This is a genomic window from Streptomyces racemochromogenes (assembly GCF_039535215.1).
Classification (GTDB): Bacteria; Actinomycetota; Actinomycetes; order Streptomycetales; family Streptomycetaceae; genus Streptomyces; species Streptomyces racemochromogenes.
Map to the genome: position 1 here is coordinate 2,116,637 of NZ_BAAAWT010000001.1, position 15,570 is coordinate 2,132,206.

Annotated in this window: 15 protein-coding genes; all 15 read right to left on the reverse strand. The window is 70.1% G+C overall.

Annotated elements, in window-relative coordinates; all coding sequences use genetic code 11:
- Positions 1 to 15 precede the first annotated feature (15 nt).
- The 15 genes from atpA to rho all read right to left on the reverse strand — a co-directional run bounded on the left by atpA (position 16) and on the right by rho (position 15,252).
- Positions 16 to 1,611 carry a F0F1 ATP synthase subunit alpha gene (atpA, locus tag ABD973_RS09510; RefSeq protein WP_007266592.1) on the reverse strand — a complete coding sequence of 532 codons (1,596 nt, stop codon included), beginning with the start codon at positions 1,609 to 1,611 and terminating at the stop codon, positions 16 to 18.
- 134 nt (positions 1,612 to 1,745) lie between these two features.
- The gene (locus ABD973_RS09515; RefSeq protein ID WP_125822517.1) at positions 1,746 to 2,561 is read right to left on the reverse strand and encodes a F0F1 ATP synthase subunit delta; all 816 of its coding nucleotides are present in this window, start codon (positions 2,559 to 2,561) and stop codon (positions 1,746 to 1,748) included.
- The gene (locus ABD973_RS09520) at positions 2,558 to 3,091 is read right to left on the reverse strand and encodes a F0F1 ATP synthase subunit B (protein ID WP_125600457.1); all 534 of its coding nucleotides are present in this window, start codon (positions 3,089 to 3,091) and stop codon (positions 2,558 to 2,560) included. Before ABD973_RS09520 ends, ABD973_RS09515 begins: the two co-directional genes overlap by 4 nt.
- Before the next feature lie 52 nt (positions 3,092 to 3,143).
- The gene (gene atpE, locus ABD973_RS09525; RefSeq protein ID WP_007266589.1) at positions 3,144 to 3,377 is read right to left on the reverse strand and encodes an ATP synthase F0 subunit C; all 234 of its coding nucleotides are present in this window, start codon (positions 3,375 to 3,377) and stop codon (positions 3,144 to 3,146) included.
- A gap of 82 nt (positions 3,378 to 3,459) precedes the next feature.
- Complete coding sequence (atpB, locus tag ABD973_RS09530) at positions 3,460 to 4,296, reverse strand: F0F1 ATP synthase subunit A (RefSeq protein WP_007266588.1); 837 nt, start codon at positions 4,294 to 4,296, stop codon at positions 3,460 to 3,462.
- A gap of 210 nt (positions 4,297 to 4,506) precedes the next feature.
- Positions 4,507 to 4,944, reverse strand: coding sequence for a Cg1360 family ATP-synthase-associated protein (locus ABD973_RS09535; RefSeq protein WP_345499792.1), 438 nt, complete (start codon positions 4,942 to 4,944; stop codon positions 4,507 to 4,509).
- A gap of 286 nt (positions 4,945 to 5,230) precedes the next feature.
- On the reverse strand, positions 5,231 to 6,565 hold the full coding sequence (locus ABD973_RS09540) for an MraY family glycosyltransferase (protein ID WP_185899554.1): 1,335 nt from the start codon (positions 6,563 to 6,565) through the stop codon (positions 5,231 to 5,233).
- A gap of 104 nt (positions 6,566 to 6,669) precedes the next feature.
- On the reverse strand, positions 6,670 to 7,899 hold the full coding sequence (locus tag ABD973_RS09545) for a serine hydroxymethyltransferase (RefSeq protein WP_125822516.1): 1,230 nt from the start codon (positions 7,897 to 7,899) through the stop codon (positions 6,670 to 6,672).
- A gap of 96 nt (positions 7,900 to 7,995) precedes the next feature.
- The gene (locus ABD973_RS09550) at positions 7,996 to 8,634 is read right to left on the reverse strand and encodes an arsenate reductase/protein-tyrosine-phosphatase family protein (protein WP_125600454.1); all 639 of its coding nucleotides are present in this window, start codon (positions 8,632 to 8,634) and stop codon (positions 7,996 to 7,998) included.
- Complete coding sequence (locus ABD973_RS09555) at positions 8,631 to 9,278, reverse strand: L-threonylcarbamoyladenylate synthase (protein WP_007266583.1); 648 nt, start codon at positions 9,276 to 9,278, stop codon at positions 8,631 to 8,633. Before ABD973_RS09555 ends, ABD973_RS09550 begins: the two co-directional genes overlap by 4 nt.
- 52 nt (positions 9,279 to 9,330) lie before the next feature.
- Positions 9,331 to 10,176: a peptide chain release factor N(5)-glutamine methyltransferase gene (gene prmC / locus ABD973_RS09560; RefSeq protein WP_345499796.1), complete on the reverse strand. Its 846-nt coding sequence runs from the start codon at positions 10,174 to 10,176 to the stop codon at positions 9,331 to 9,333.
- A 41-nt stretch (positions 10,177 to 10,217) separates the two neighbouring features.
- A complete protein-coding gene (prfA, locus tag ABD973_RS09565) occupies positions 10,218 to 11,297 on the reverse strand; it encodes a peptide chain release factor 1 (RefSeq protein WP_125599026.1) in 1,080 nt (359 codons plus the stop codon).
- Between the two features lie 121 nt (positions 11,298 to 11,418).
- Positions 11,419 to 11,637 carry a 50S ribosomal protein L31 gene (gene rpmE, locus ABD973_RS09570; protein ID WP_007266580.1) on the reverse strand — a complete coding sequence of 73 codons (219 nt, stop codon included), beginning with the start codon at positions 11,635 to 11,637 and terminating at the stop codon, positions 11,419 to 11,421.
- 173 nt (positions 11,638 to 11,810) lie between these two features.
- A complete protein-coding gene (locus ABD973_RS09575; protein ID WP_125599029.1) occupies positions 11,811 to 12,914 on the reverse strand; it encodes an LCP family protein in 1,104 nt (367 codons plus the stop codon).
- 265 nt (positions 12,915 to 13,179) lie between these two features.
- Entirely contained in the window at positions 13,180 to 15,252 is a 2,073-nt protein-coding gene (gene rho / locus ABD973_RS09580) for a transcription termination factor Rho (RefSeq protein WP_125599032.1), read from the reverse strand.
- Positions 15,253 to 15,570 lie beyond the last annotated feature (318 nt).

Below are 15,570 nucleotides of genomic sequence, written 5' to 3' on the forward strand. Positions count from 1 at the left end.
AGGTCCCTTCCGTCGTCACTTGGAGACGTTGACGGCCGGGACGTCCTCGCCCAGGAGCTTTCCGTCGGAGGTCTCGAACTGGCGCTTGAAGGCGGCGATCGCGTCGGCGATCGAGCCCAGCGTGTCGTCCGACATCTTGCCGCCGTCGGCGATGGAGGTGAGGAGGTCCTTGCGCTCGCGGCGCAGGTGCTCCAGCAGCTCCGACTCGAAGCGGCGGATGTCCTCGACCGGGACGTCGTCCATCTTGCCGGTGGTGCCGGCCCAGACGGAGACGACCTGCTCCTCGACGGGCATCGGCTGGTACTGGCCCTGCTTCAGCAGCTCGACCATGCGCTTGCCGCGCTCCAGCGAGGCCTTCGACGCGGCGTCCAGGTCGGAACCGAAGGCGGCGAACGCCTCCAGCTCACGGTACTGGGCCAGGTCGACGCGGAGACGGCCGGAGACCTGCTTCATGGCCTTGTGCTGCGCGGAACCACCGACGCGGGAGACCGAGATACCGACGTTCAGCGCCGGGCGCTGGCCCGCGTTGAACAGGTCGGACTCCAGGAAGCACTGGCCGTCGGTGATGGAGATGACGTTGGTCGGGATGAACGCCGACACGTCGTTGGCCTTGGTCTCGACGATCGGAAGACCGGTCATCGAGCCGGCACCCATCTCGTCGGAGAGCTTCGCGCAGCGCTCCAGCAGACGGGAGTGCAGGTAGAAGACGTCGCCCGGGTAGGCCTCGCGGCCCGGCGGGCGGCGCAGCAGCAGCGACACGGCGCGGTAGGCGTCGGCCTGCTTCGACAGGTCGTCGAAGATGATCAGGACGTGCTTGCCGGCGTACATCCAGTGCTGACCGATGGCGGAACCGGTGTACGGCGCCAGGTACTTGAAGCCGGCCGGGTCGGACGCCGGGGCGGCGACGATCGTCGTGTACTCGAGCGCGCCGGCCTCTTCCAGGGCGCCGCGAACGGACGCGATGGTCGAGCCCTTCTGGCCGATGGCGACGTAGATGCAGCGGACCTGCTTGTTCACGTCACCGGAGCGCCAGTTGTCACGCTGGTTGATGATCGTGTCGACGGCCAGAGCGGTCTTGCCGGTCTGACGGTCGCCGATGATCAGCTGACGCTGGCCGCGGCCGATCGGCACCATGGCGTCGACGGCCTTGTAGCCGGTCTGCATGGGCTCGTGCACCGACTTGCGGACCATGACGCCCGGGGCCTGCAGCTCGAGGGCGCGGCGGCCCTCGGTCGCGATCTCGCCGAGGCCGTCGATCGGGTTGCCGAGCGGGTCGACGACGCGGCCGAGGTAGCCCTCGCCGACGCCTACGGAGAGGACCTCACCGGTGCGCTGCACCGGCTGACCCTCCTCGATACCGCTGAACTCGCCGAGGACGATCGCACCGATCTCGCGCTCCTCGAGGTTGAGGGCGAGACCGAGGGTGCCGTCCTCGAACTTCAGCAGCTCGTTCGCCATGGCGGAGGGCAGGCCCTCCACCTTCGCGATGCCGTCGCCGGCAACGCTGACCGTTCCGACCTCCTCGCGCGAGGCCGCGTCCGGCTGGTACGACTGGACAAAGGTCTCCAGTGCGTCCCGGATCTCCTCCGGCCGGATCGTGAGCTCCGCCATCTGGGTTCCCTGCTCTCCTTGTTGGGCCTGAAGCTTCTTAGGGGTCTGGGGGTGACCCCCAGGAATCTTCTGCAAGTTCTGCACGGCCCAACCGGGCCGCTAGGAATGCTTTGTATCTGTGTGGTGGCGGCTGGTCAGCCGGCCATGCGGCGCGACGCCTCGGCGAGGCGGTCCGCGATGGTGCCGTCGATGACCTCGTCGCCGACTCGCACCGAGATCCCGCCGAGGACCGCGGGGTCCACGTCGAGGTTCAGGTGCATCTGGCGGCCGTACAGCTTGGCCAGCACCGCTCCGAGACGCTGCTTCTGCACGTCGCTGAGCGGGATCGCGCTGGTCACGGTGGCGACCATGCGGCCCCGTCGCTCGGCGGCGAGCTTGGACAGGGACTCGAGTCCCGCTTCCAGGCTACGTCCACGCGGGTGCGTGACGAGACGGATCACCAGGCGCTCGGTGACGGCGTTCACCTTGCCGCCGAGCAGGCTGCGCAGCAGCTCGCTCTTGGCGGCGCCGGTGGCGGCGCGGTCGGTCAGCGCGGAACGCAGCTCGGTGCTGGAGGCGACGATCCGCCCGAAGCGGAAGAGCTCGTCCTCGACGTTGTCGAGGCCGCCTGCCTGCTGGGCCGCCGTGAGGTCGGCGGTGGCCGCCAGCTCCTCCAGCGCGTCCACCAGGTCGCGGGACTGCGACCAGCGGGAGCGCGCCATGCCGGACACCAGGTCCAGGGTCTCCCCGGAGACCTGGCCGGACAGCAGCCGGCCGACCAGCTCGGCCTTGGCCTCGCCGGACTGCGCCGGGTCCGTGATGACCCGACGCAGCGAGACCTCACGGTCGAGCAGCGCGGTGACGGCTGCCAGCTCGCCGGCGAGCTTCGCCGCGTCGACGGACGTGTTGTCCGTCAGCGCGTCGAGTCGCTCGCGCGCGGAGGCCAGCGCCTCGCGGCTCGCTCCGTTCATCGGGCCGCCTCGGCCTTCTCCTCAAGCTCGCTGAGGAAGCGGTCGATGGTGCGGCTCTGACGAGCGGCGTCCTCGAGGGATTCGCCGACGAGCTTGCCGGCCAGGTCGGTGGCGAGCTTGCCCACGTCCTGACGCAGCGCCTGAGCGGCGGCCTTGCGGTCTGCCGCGATCTGGGCGTGACCGGCAGCGATGATCTCCTCACGCTGCCGCTGGCCCTCTGCGCGCAGTTCTTCCTTCAGCGCAGTGCCCTGCTCCAGCGCGTCCTGGCGCAGGCGCGCGGCCTCGTGCCGGGCCTCGGCGAGCTGGGCCTTGTACTGCTCCAGCACGCTCTGAGCCTCGGTCTGAGCGGCTTCGGCCTTCTCGATACCGCCCTCGATCTGCTCGCGGCGCTCGTCCAGAACCTTGTTGATGTTCGGGAGGAGCTTCTTCGCGAGGAAGCCGAAGACGATGACGAAGGCGATCAGACCGATGACGAGCTCGGGGATCGGCGGGATGAGGGGGTTTTCCATCTCCTCGGCCGCCAGAACCATGAGGTTCACATCAGTGCCTTTCGTCTAGTGGACTGTTCGTCGAGACCGAGGATCAGGAGCTCGGGTAGACGAACGGCATGACCAGACCGATCAGGGCGAGCGCCTCACAGAAGGCGAAGCCGAGGATCTGGTTGGCGCGGATCAGGCCGGCAGCCTCGGGCTGGCGGGCGAGGGCCTGGGTGCCGTTACCGAAGATGATGCCGACGCCGACGCCGGGGCCGATGGCCGCGAGACCGTAACCAACGGAGCTGAGGGAGCCGGTGACGGCGGCAAGGGTCTGGGACATGCCAGTTCTTCCTTCTCTTTCACGGATCCGGTGGGGGTTGGCCACCGGACGAATACGGGGGGCTGAGCGGGGCGGGCCTGGCTCAGTGGTGCTCGGCGAGCGCGCCCTGGATGAAGCTGCAGGCCAGGAGGACGAAGACGTACGCCTGGACGGCCTGGATGAAGAGCTCGAAGGCGGTCATCACGATCACCATCACGAACGACACACCGGCGTAGGCGATGCCGATGCCGTTCAGCAGGTACCAGCTGGCGATCGTGAAGAGCAGCAGCAGGGTGTGACCGGCGAACATGTTCGCGAAGAGTCGGACCGCGTGCGTGAACGGGCGCACCAGGACGTTCGAGAAGAACTCGATGACCATGATGAGCGGCAGGACGCCGCCGAGGCTCTTGTCGTAGCCGGTGAGGTTCTTCAGGCCGCCGACGAAGCCGTGGCGCTTGAAGGTGACCGACATCCAGATCACGTAGACGATCAGGGCGAGCACGGCCGGGTACGCGATGATCGAGGTCACCGGGAACTGGGCCACCGGGACGATCGACCAGACGTTCAGGATCCAGACGAAGAAGAACAGCGAGACCATGAAGGGGACGTACTTCTCGCCCTCCTTCTTGCCGAGGGTCTCGTAGACGATGCCGCGGCGCACGAAGTCGTAGCCGGCCTCGCCGACCATCTGGAGCTTGCCGGGGACGATCTTCGCCTTGCCGAAGGCGGCCCAGAAGAAGGCCACGATGATGATCGAGCCCAGGAGGGCCAGCAGCATCGGCTTGTTGAAGTAGGCATTGCTGCCGGCTTCGCCCCAGAGCGGCTCGAAGAGGAACGAGTGCAGGCCCGGGCCGGGGAAGCCACATCCGTCGAAGATGTGACAGTCGGTCTCGAAGGCGAGGACCTGCGTCGGGTCAGCACTCACCGCGGGCTCCTTCAGCGTGGCGCATAGGTACGGCAACCTCGTTGTGTCGGCGCGGCGCGAGGCCGCGGTTCGGCACTGGACTGGTGTAACGGGTGTGGGGGCGGCAGTCAGGCATCGAGCCTCGCGATGGAACAGGCGTCAGCTCAGATGCCCGCGCCCGCAGAGCCGCAGTTGGAACCGGACGATAGCAGCATCTCGAACGCACACTTATCCCGGCCCTACCCCTCACGACTTCGACCCCGGGTTTTCGGGCTTTTCACCCTTGGCCGAGTCCGGCTCGACGTAAAGGATCTTCGTCTTCATGTGGGCACGCGTCTGTGCGCCGATCCACACGAGGGTGGTGGCGACGAGCGTGATGGCGAACGCCCGGGGGTGGAACAGTGTCGTGTTCTTGAACACGGCGAGAAAGACGAAGAGCAGCAGGATCTGCGCGGCGTAGAGCATGAGGCCCATGGCCTGGAACAGATGCGGCAGGGATTTCGCCGTGCGCTGCAGGACGACGAATCCGAGGCCCATGAACAGGATCACGACCACGGTCGCGACGACTGCTCCGACGGCACCCTTGCCTCCGACGACCAGACCGCTGATCACGGCGGCGACTGCGCCGGCGACAGCGGTGGGTACGGCGGTTTGCAGGAGGGATCGGACGTCATCTGACCGCATGGCGGTTTGCTCCGCGTGGTGGTGGGGGCACGGACTCGTACGGGAACTCGTACGGGGACGAGCGTAAGCCCGGTCCGAGTGAGAGCCTCGGGCCAATGGACCGTCGCACTACGGTCCTTCGGCTCTGTCACCGGGTTTAGTGAACGGTATCACAAACTATTTGATGAGAGCTTTACCTGTCAGGTGTGCTGACTGTCACACATGAGGGCTAACGCGCCCGTGTGTGCAAGACAAGCCGCCTCATTGTCTGGTAAAGGGCGCCCATGTCGGAAATGCGCCCAGCCCGTCAGCGTGCCGATCCGGCCTTACGCCGGTCGGGGAGGCGCGAACGGGGGCCTACGGCGGTCGCTCCGTTGACGCCCGACACACCTGCCACGACGGGCCGCGCCGGCGCCGGCTCCGTCCCCTCGTCGTTGCGCACCGCCGCCTCCGCCGCCCGGTCCGCGTGCCGGTAGCGCGGCGGCACCAGGCCCTCGGCCCAGCGCGGCGCCCGCGGGGTGAACCGCGGCATCAGGAGCAGTACGAGTCCGAGCGCGCTCAGCGCGGCCAGCGACAGCACGATCCACATCGAGGCCGAATGCACGGAATAGGCCACCGTGCCGAATGCGATCAGGCCCGACCAGAAATACATGATGAGTACGGCCCGGCTGTGGGAATGCCCGAGTTCCAGGAGCCGGTGGTGCAGGTGGCCGCGGTCCGCGGCGAAGGGCGACTGCCCGTTCCAGGTGCGCCGCACGATCGCCAGGACCAGGTCCGCCATCGGAATGGCGATGATGGTCAGGGGCAGCAGCAGCGGAATGAAGACCGGGAGCATCGCGTGGGTGGCGTTGCGCTCACCACCGACGAAAAGGGCCATCGTGTCGGGGTCCACCTGCCCCGTGATCGAGATGGCCGAGGCGGCCAGCACCAGGCCGATCAGCATCGACCCGGAATCCCCCATGAAGATCCGGGCGGGGTGCATGTTGTGCGGCAGGAAGCCCAGGCACATGCCCATCAGGATCGCCGCGAAGAGGGTCGCCGGGGCGGCGGACTCGATGCCGTAGCCGAACCAGATCCGGTAGGCGTAGAGGAAGAACGCGCACGTGGCGATGCAGACCATGCCCGCCGCCAGACCGTCGAGGCCGTCGACGAAGTTCACCGCGTTGATGGTGATCACCACCAGCGCCACCGTGAGCAGGGTGCCCTGCCACTGGGTGAGCGCCACCGTCCCGATGCCCGGAACCGGAATCCACAGGATGGTCAGGCCCTGCATGACCATCACACCCGCGGCGATCATCTGGGCGCCCAGCTTGATCAGCGCGTCGAGTTCGAACTTGTCGTCCAGGACGCCGATCAGCCAGATCAGCGCGGCACCCGAGAGCAGCGCTCTGGGCTCGTTGGACTGTTCGAAGACCTTGTTGAGGCTCTGCAGGTGGTCGGCGACCAGCAGCCCCGCGCACATGCCGCCGAACATGGCGATGCCGCCGAGCCGCGGGGTGGGCTCGCGGTGCACGTCGCGCGCGCGGATCTCCGGCATCGCGCCGGCCGCGATCGCGAACTTCCGCACGGGCCCGGTCAGCAGGTAGGTCACCGCGACCGTGACGCAAAGCGTCAGCAGATATTCACGCACTGGCTGCCCCAGATGTATCGCCGGCCATCTCAGCCCCACACATTAGCCGCGATGTCACCAGGGACGAGGACGCACGGAGGCCCCGTTCCGGTTCCACTACGCCATGCTCGTACCGGTTACGCCCCGTACGGGGGAAAACCACCCGTCAGAGCGGCTGCTTCGGCCCGCGTCCGGGCCGCTTCCCCGCCCAGGGCGGCGGCGAACAGCTCCGCGATCCGGGCCATCTCCGGCTCCCCCATCCCCTGCGTGGTCACCGCCGCGGTGCCCAGGCGGATGCCGCGCTGGTCCCCGTACGGCAGCGCGCAGGTGTCCAGGACGATCCCGGCGGCGGCCAGCCGGCCGCGCGCCGTCGGCCCGTCCACGCCGAGCGCCGCGGGGTCGGCGCTGATGAGGTGGGTGTCCGTCCCGCCGGTCGTCACGGCGAACCCGCGCTGCTCCAGGGCGGCGGCCAGGGCGCGGGCGTTGGCCACGACCCGGTGCGCGTACCGGGTGAAGGGCGGTGCGGCCGCCTCTCCGAAGGCCACCGCCTTCGCGGCGATGGAGTGCATCTGGGCGCCGCCCTGGGTGAAGGGGAACACCGCCCGGTCCACCCGCTCCGCGAACTCGGCTCCGCACAGCAGCATCCCGCCGCGGGGGCCGCGCAGCACCTTGTGGGTGGTCGCGCAGACGACGTCCGCGTACGGGACCGGACTGGGCGCGGCCCCGCCGGCCACGAGCCCGATCGGATGGGCGGCGTCGGCGATCAGGTAGGCCCCGACCTCGTCGGCGATCTCCCGGAAGGCCGAGTACTCCAGGTGCCGGGGGTAGGAGATGGACCCGCAGACGATGGCCTTGGGCCGGTGCGCCCGCGCCAGCCGCTGCACCTGCTCGTAGTCGACGAGCCCGCTCTCGGCGTCGACGCCGTAGCCGACGAAGTCGAACCAGCGGCCGGAGAAGTTGGCGGGCGAGCCGTGCGTGAGGTGCCCGCCGTGGGCCAGCCCCATGGCCAGGACGGTGTCCCCGGGCCGCAGCAGCGCCGCGTAGGCGGCCAGGACGGCCGCGGAACCGGAGTGCGGCTGCACGTTGGCGTGCTCGACCCCGAAGAGCGCCCTGGCCCGCTCCACCGCCGTCCGCTCGGCGAGGTCCACGTACTCGCAGCCGCCGTGGTAGCGGGCGCCGGGGTACCCCTCGGCGTACTTGTTGGAGAGCACGGACCCCAGCGCGGCGAGCACGGCGGGCGAGGCGAAGTTCTCGGCGGCGCTCATCTGCAGCGTCTGTTCCTGCCGGCGCCGCTCCCCTTCGAGGACGTCGGCCATCTGCGGGTCCTGCTGGCGCAGGGCGTCCGCGGGCTGGGTCATGACGCTCATGGCGCGACTCCCGCACAGTGGGGTAACCGGTACCAGCCACTGTAGGCCCGCCCGGCCCGCCCCGCCCGCGCGGGCGGCACGTGGTGGAGGCGGGCCTCAGCGGTGGGCGTCGAGGCCCGTCAGGGCCGTGACCACGGGGTCCAGGGCCTGGTTGATCTCGTCGCCGATCGACCGGAAGAACGTGATCGGCGCCCCGTACGGGTCGTACACCTCGTCCGCGTCGGCGGACGGCGCCAGCAGCCACCCGCGCAGCGCGGCGGCGGCCCGTACCAGGGCCCGCGCCCGTTCCGCCATGCCGTCGTCCAGCGGCGGCAGCGTGGCCGGGTCTATCGCCCGTACGAGCCGGGTGAACTCCTTCAGCGTGAAGGTCCGCAGCCCCGCCGAGTGGCCCATGGAGATGACCTGCGCCCGGTGGTCACGGGTGGCGGTGAGCACCAGGTCGGCGCGTATGACGTGCTCGTCGAGCAGCTCGCGCCCGGTGAACCCCGTCGCGTCCGCGCCGAAGTCCGCCAGCACGGCCGCCGCGTTGGCCTCCATCGGGGCGCCCTCGTGGCCCCAGGTGCCGGCGCTCTCCACGATGAGGTCCCCGGCCGGCAGGCCGAGGACGCCCAGGCGGTCGGCGAGCGCGTGCCGCGTCAGCCGCTCGGTGATGGGCGAGCGGCACACGTTCCCGGTGCTGACGTGGAGTATGCGGAAGGAGTCTTCCTTGGCTATGCCACGCCCCTGAGGGCTCACGGAGCCACCTCGAGGTCGGGTACGACCTCCCGCAGCTGTGCGGCGCTCAGCGCCCCCTCGCGCAGCAGGACGGGAACCTTCCCGGTGACGTCGACGATCGACGACGGCTCGGTGCTCGGCGTGGGGCCGCCGTCCAGGTACACGGAGACGGAGTCGCCCAGCATCTCGCGCGCCGCGTCGCAGTCGGCCGGCGCCGGGTGCCCGGACAGGTTGGCCGAGGAGACGGCCATCGGGCCGACCTCGGTCAGCAGCTCGATCGCGACGGGGTGCAGGGGCATGCGCACGGCGACGGTGCCGCGGGTCTCCCCCAGGTCCCAGGCCAGCGACGGCTGGTGCTTGGCGACCAGCGTGAGCCCGCCCGGCCAGAAGGCGTCGACGAGCTCCCACGCCTGCTCGGAGAAGTCCGTCACCAGGCCGTGGAGGGTGTTCGGGGAGCCGATGAGGACGGGGGTGGGCATGTTGCGGCCGCGGCCCTTGGCGGCGAGGAGGTCGCCGACGGCCTCCGCGCTGAAGGCGTCCGCGCCGATCCCGTACAGGGTGTCGGTGGGCAGCACGACGAGCTCTCCGCGGCGGACGGCGGAGGCCGCTTCGCGCAGACCCGTCTTGCGGTCCGTCGCGTCGTTGCAGTCGTATCGCCGGGCCATCAGCGGATCTCCTCGTGCAGCGTGGGGGTGGCGGGGGCGGCGGGCGCGCGGGTCACGGCATGGCCTTGCGGGCGGTCGCGAAGCGCGGACGGTTGTTCAGGTCGGGGTGGTCGGCGGCGTCGGCCCAGCCCCGCTCGTCGGCGAAGATCCACGGCACCTGGCCGCCCTGCGTGTCCGCGTGCTCGATCACGACGATGCCGCCGGGCCGCAGCAGGCGGTGGGCGGTGCGCTCGATGCCGCGGATGGTGTCGAGGCCGTCCTCGCCGGAGAACAGCGCCATCTCGGGGTCGTGGTCGCGGGCCTCCGGGGCGACGTACTCCCACTCGGTGAGCGGGATGTACGGCGGGTTGGAGATGACGAGGTCGACCTGTCCGTCCAGCTCGGGCAGCGCGGTGAGCGCGTCGCCCTGGTGGACGGTGACCCGGGAGCCCTCGGCGTTCTTGCGGGTCCAGCGCAGCGCGTCCTCGGAGAGCTCCACGGCGTGCACGCGCGAGCGCGGCACCTCCTGGGCCATGGCGAGCGCGATGGCGCCGGACCCGGTGCACAGGTCCACGATCAGCGGCTCGACCACGTCCATGGCGCGGACGGCGTGTATGGCCCAGTCCACGACCGACTCGGTCTCGGGCCGGGGCACGAACACCCCGGGGCCGACCTGGAGCTCCAGGTACCGGAAGAAGGCCCGGCCGGTGATGTGCTGGAGCGGCTCGCGCGCCTCGCGGCGGGCGATGGCCTCCCAGTAGCGGGCGTCGAAGTCCGCGTCCTTGACGTGGTGCAGTTCCCCCCGCTTGACGCCGTGCACGAAGGCCGCGAGCTCCTCCGCATCGAAACGCGGTGAGGGCACGCCGGCGGCGGCCAGCCGCTGGGTGGCCTGGGCCACCTCGGCAAGCAGCAAGTTCACGCTGGTCCTCCGGGCTGCTGTCATGGGGGGTGGGGCGAAGGTCAGTGCGCGGCCGCGAGCTTCGCCGCGGAGTCGGTGTCGACGCAGGCCTGGATGACCGAGTCGAGGTCGCCGTCGAGCACCTGGTCCAGGTTGTACGCCTTGAAACCGGTCCGGTGGTCCGAGATCCGGTTCTCCGGGAAGTTGTACGTACGGATCTTCTCGGAGCGGTCGACGCTGCGCACCTGGCTGCGGCGCTGGTCGGAGGCCTCCTGCTCGGCGGCTTCCTGGGCGGCGGCCAGGAGGCGCGAGCGCAGGATGCGCATGGCCTGCTCCTTGTTCTGGAGCTGGCTCTTCTCGTTCTGGCAGGAGGCGACCACGCCGGTCGGGAGGTGCGTGATGCGCACGGCCGAGTCGGTGGTGTTGACGGACTGGCCGCCGGGGCCCGAGGAGCGGTACACGTCGATGCGGAGGTCGTTCATGTTGATCTCGACCTCGACCTCCTCGGCCTCCGGGGTGACGAGCACGCCGGCGGCGGAGGTGTGGATGCGGCCCTGGGACTCGGTGGCCGGCACGCGCTGGACGCGGTGCACGCCGCCCTCGTACTTCATCCGGGCCCAGACGCCCTGGCCGGGCTCCGTGGCCCCGTTGCCGCCCTTGGTGCGGACGGAGACCTGGACGTCCTTGTAGCCGCCGAGCTCGGACTCGGTGGAGTCGATGATCTCGGTCTTCCAGCCGACGCGCTCGGCGTAGCGCAGGTACATGCGCAGCAGGTCGCCGGCGAACAGGGCGGACTCGTCGCCGCCGGCGCCCGCCTTGATCTCCAGGAGGACGTCCTTGTCGTCGCTGGGGTCGCGCGGGACGAGCAGCAGGCGGAGCTTCTCGGTGAGCTCTTCGCGCTGGGCGCTCAGTTCCTTGACCTCTGCGGCGAAGTCGGGGTCGTCGGCCGCCAGCTCCTTGGCCGTCTCGATGTCCTCGGCCGCCTGCTTCCAGGCGCGGAAGGTCGCGACGATCGGCGTCAGCTCCGCGTAGCGCTTGTTGAGCTTGCGGGCGTTCGCCTGATCGGAGTGGACCGAAGGGTCGGCGAGCTTCTTCTCGAGGTCGGCGTGCTCGCCTACCAGATCCTCGACCGCTTCGAACATCGGATGCTCCTGGGGTGAAAAAAGTCAAAAAGGGGCTGGGCTGTCGATACGACGACAAAGGCGCCGGTCCGGCCACCCCCGTGTGGTCAGGGGGCGGCCGGTGACCGGCGCCTGGGTCGCGCTACTTCTTGGCCGCACCCTTGCCGAAGCGGGCCTCGAAGCGGGCCACGCGGCCACCGGTGTCGAGGATCTTCTGCTTGCCCGTGTAGAACGGGTGGCACTCGGAGCAGACCTCGGCACGGATGGTGCCCTCGGTCAGGGTGCTGCGGGTGGTGAACGACGCGCCACAGGTGCAGCTGACCTGGGTCTCGACGTACTCGGGGTGAACATCGCGCTTCAAGGTGTCTCCTAGATTCGGGAGGGCGCCGGGTCGCAGGAGCCGAATTGCGCACTGCGTGAACCGGGGCCGACAGACCAGTCTGCCAGGACCGGGCCGCCTGTCAAAATTCCGGGAACGCTGCCTTCAACGGGAGGGGGCCGGCTTCTATTCCTGCCGCCTTCCGGCGGGGAGGGCTACCGGACGATCGAGCCCGCGGTGCTCTTGTCCCCGTTGGAGTGCTCGGTGGCCGCGGCGGGGATGGGCTGGTCGGCCAGCAGGGCGTCCCAGACCATCTTGGAGTCCTTGGGCAGGATCGCCACCCGGTCCCTGTCGAGCGGGTCCGGACCCACCGGCAGGGTGATCATGTGCATGTTCTCCGCGCTGATGCCCTGGAGCCCCTGGGCGAAGCTCGCGAGGGACTTCACGTCGCCGAGCGCCTTGTCGGTGGTGATCGCCTTGGTGGAGGCGTCCGCGAGGCCGTAGAGCTTCTTCGGGCTGTCGAACACGCCCACGCCCTTGACCTGCTTGATCAGCGCCTTGATGAAGGCCTGCTGGAGCTGTATTCGGCCCAGGTCGCCGCCGTCGCCGACGCTCTTGCGCGTGCGGACGAGGCCGAGGGACTGCTCGCCGTTGAGCTTGTGGGAGCCGGCCGGCAGGTCGAGGTGGCTGCCGTCGTCCTTGATCGGCTTGGTGGTCGTGAGCTCGACCCCGCCGAGGTTGTCGATGATCTTCTTGAAGCCGGTGAAGTCGACCTCGATGTAGTGGTCCATGCGGATCCCCGACATCGCCTCGACGGTCTTGACCGCGCAGGCCGCCCCGCCGATGGTGAAGGCCTCGTTGAACTGCGCGCGCTGCCTGGGGGCGCTGGTCTTCCCCTTGCCGGTGGGGCAGGCGGGCCGCGGGAGCATCGTGTCGCGCGGGATCGACACCACGCTGGCCTGCTTGTGGCCCTCGTAGAGGTGGATGATCATCGCGGTGTCGGAGCGGGCCGAGCCGCCGTCGTCCGCGCCGTACTCGCTGTTCGCCCCGTCGCGGGAGTCGGATCCGAGGACGAGGATGTCCATCGAGCCGTTGTCGACGTTCGGCGGGCGGTCCTTGCCGAGGGCCTGGTCGATGTCGACGCTGTGCAGGTTGCCGTTGAGCTTGAAGTAGAACCAGCCGAGGCTCCCCCCGCCCAGCAGGACCACCCCCGCGGCGGTCCAGGCGGCGACCCTGAGGCCCCTGCGGCGGCGCGGCTGCGCCCGGCGCCCGCGCCTGCGTGCCGCTCTGCGACCGCTGCCCCTGCTGTCCTCGCTCATGCTCTCCTCGGTCCTGGCTTCGTTGCCGACTGCTCTCTCACACAGACGGACTAGCGCATTCCAGGGTTCCACGGAGCGCGGACCGCTCCGCACCCCCCTCCCCCGTGAACACGGAGCGTCACCGGATGCCCTCGAGGAGCCCGATCCGGACACCAAGGGTTGCGTACGGGGCCCCGCGGGCGCAGGCGTGTGGCGAAGCTCGCACAAAGGGAACCGCCCCCGCCGCGGGTGCGGCGGGGGCGGTTCCGTGTTGCGGGCGACCCGGTCAGTCGTCGTTCTTGCCGGCCGGGGTCGTCTTGGCGATCTGCATCAGGAACTCGGCGTTCGACTTCGTCTGCTTCATCTTGTCGAGCAGCAGCTCGATCGCCTGCTGCGAGTCGAGCGCGTGCAGCACCCGGCGCAGCTTCCAGACGATGGCGAGCTCCTCGCTGTTGAGGAGGATCTCCTCCTTGCGCGTACCCGACGGGTCGACGTCGACGGCCGGGAAGATGCGCTTGTCGGCGAGCTTGCGGTCGAGCTTGAGCTCCATGTTGCCGGTGCCCTTGAACTCCTCGAAGATCACCTCGTCCATGCGCGAGCCCGTGTCGACGAGCGCGGTGGCCAGGATGGTCAGCGAGCCGCCGTCCTCGATGTTGCGCGCGGCACCGAAGAAGCGCTTCGGCGGGTACAGCGCGGTCGAGTCGACACCACCGGACAGGATGCGGCCGGAGGCGGGCGCCGCGAGGTTGTACGCGCGGCCCAGACGGGTGATGGAGTCCAGCAGGACCACCACGTCGTGACCCAGCTCGACGAGGCGCTTGGCGCGCTCGATGGCCAGCTCGGCGACGGTGGTGTGGTCCTCGGCCGGGCGGTCGAAGGTCGAGGAGATGACCTCGCCCTTGACCGACCGCTGCATGTCGGTGACCTCTTCCGGACGCTCGTCGACCAGGACGACCATCAGGTGGCACTCGGGGTTGTTGGTGGTGATCGCGTTGGCGATCGCCTGCATGATCATGGTCTTGCCGGTCTTCGGCGGGGCCACGATCAGACCGCGCTGGCCCTTGCCGATCGGCGACACGAGGTCGATGATGCGGGTCGTCAGCACGCCCGGGTCGGTCTCCAGGCGGAGCCGGTCCTGCGGGTAGAGCGGGGTCAGCTTCTGGAACTCCGGTCGGCCGCGGCCGGATTCGGGCGCCATGCCGTTGACGGAGTCCAGGCGCACGAGGGCGTTGAACTTCTCGCGGCGCTCGCCGTCCTTGGGCTGGCGGACCGCACCGGTGGTGTGGTCGCCCTTGCGCAGGCCGGCCTTGCGGACCTGGGCGAGGGAGACGTACACGTCGTTCGGGCCGGGCAGGTAGCCCGAGGTCCGGATGAACGCGTAGTTGTCGAGGATGTCGAGGATGCCCGCGACGGGGATCAGCACGTCGTCGTCGGCGACCTGCGGCTCGTTCGGCGCGAACTCGTCGCGGCCGCGACGGCCACGGCGGTCGCGGTAGCGGCCGCGGCGGCCGCGACGGCCGTCCTCGCCGTCGAAGTCGTCCTGCGGGCCGTTGTCCTGACGGTCCTGCCGGCCCTGGCCGCGGCCGCCCTGCTGCTGACGGTCGGCGCGGTCGGCGCGGTCCTGGCGGCCGCCGCCCTGCTGCTGGCCCTGGCCGCCCTGCTGCTGGCCCTGCTCGTCGGCCTTGGCACCGCGCTCACGGCGGCCCTGCTGACGCTCGCCGCGCTCGCCGCGCTCACCACGGTCGCCGCGGTCACGGCGGTCGCGGCGGGTGCGGCCCTCGGCGGTCTCCTGCGCCTGGCCCTGGGCCTGCGCGGAGACGGCGACGGCGGCCTCGGCCTTGGCCTCGGGCTGCGCGGCCGGGGCGGCGGCCTCGGTCTTCTGCTCGACCTGCACGGCCGCGGGGGCCGAGGACTCGGGGCTGCCGGAGGGTGCGGTGGCCCGGCGGCGGCGGCGCTCGCCGATCGGGGCGTCGTCGCTGGCCGGCTGGCCCGGGATCTCGATCTGGGCCTGGGCGGCGGGCTTCTCGGCGGGGGCCGCGGCGGCGGCCTCGCCCGTACGGGCCTTGCTGGTGGCGCGGCGCTTCGGCTTGGCCTCGGCGGCGTCGGCGGCGGGGGCCGCGGCGGCGGCCTTGGGGGCGCTGCCGCCCTGCGCCTCCTTGATGACCTCGATCAGCTGGCTCTTGCGCATCCGCGCGGTGCCCCTGATACCGAGGCCCGACGCGACCTGCTGCAGCTCGGCCAGGACCATGCCCTCAAGGCCGGTGCCGGAGCGGCGGCGCTTCGGGGCCGCGCCCGCGGCGGGGGCACTGGTGTCGACGTTGGTGTCGGCAGCGCCCATCAGATCGGTGGTGTCGCTCACGAAGGGTCCTTCCCTGGAGCGGACGTCGGCCTGTCTGGCTCGGCGACCGGTTGTGCTGTCCGACAACGGTCCGGGTGTGTGGACCGTGCCGGGGCGGTGGTCCGCCGGTAAGAGTTACGGCGGAGAGAAACGTGCATGGTGGTTCCGGCGAGAAGCCCCCGAGCTGGAAAGCGTGGGAATGTCACGCCGATTTCCGGAGCGTGCTCGAAACTGCTGGCAGCGATCAAAGCAGTCGGGGAGGCTCCCGGAAGAAATGTGGTCCCGGATGGGGACACTGAGCACCGAGCCATGGCGGCTTCGGATGCGCACTTGAGATTA